This is a genomic window from Nonomuraea sp. B19D2 (assembly GCF_040137845.1).
Classification (GTDB): Bacteria; Actinomycetota; Actinomycetes; order Streptosporangiales; family Streptosporangiaceae; genus Nonomuraea.
In genome coordinates this window covers 1-488 of the sequence record NZ_JBEFAK010000168.1, presented here as the reverse complement: position 1 = coordinate 488, position 488 = coordinate 1, and the positions used below count along the sequence as shown (strand labels likewise).

Sequence of the window (488 nt, the reverse complement as noted above, 5' to 3'; positions counted from 1 at the left end):
CCCTGCTCGTGGAACTCCTCGGCCCTGGCGTAGTCGCCGGTCAACAGGGTGATCCTGCCGAGCTCGGACCAGCGCATCGAGGCGTCGGTCCACAGCCCCAGATCCTCGGCCATCCGCAGCCCCTCCCAGTGCAGGCGAGCGGCCTGCGGATAGTCCCCCTCGATCTCCGCGAGCCGCCCCAGCACGGCCGTGGCCTGCAGCTGCCCCCACCAGTCACCGGCCTCGTGGAAGAGCTCGAGACCCTCCTCGCCGTCTCGCCGGGAAGCCTTCAGATCGCCGCACACGTACGTCTGCATGCCCCGGGTGCTGAGTCCGCCGTGAGGGCCGGGGCATAGTGCTCGCGGGATGGGGTGTAGGGGCACTAGGAGTGTCCTGAAGATCTTGGTGGCCTTTTCAGACTGGAATCGGGGATTCACACTCGGGTCATGATGGGCCGTTGGAGGGTTCCGGCCGGGCCTGAGGTGTGGGTCGTGTGCCGAGAGCTGATC

1 protein-coding gene is annotated in these 488 nt (G+C 67.8%); it reads right to left on the bottom strand.

Translation table 11 applies throughout. The features are described 5' to 3' along the window. The coding region (locus tag ABN273_RS59310) for a hypothetical protein (protein ID WP_349458612.1) at positions 1-296 on the bottom strand (296 nt) is incomplete at its 3' end. Between the last annotated feature and the right edge of the window lie 192 nt (positions 297-488).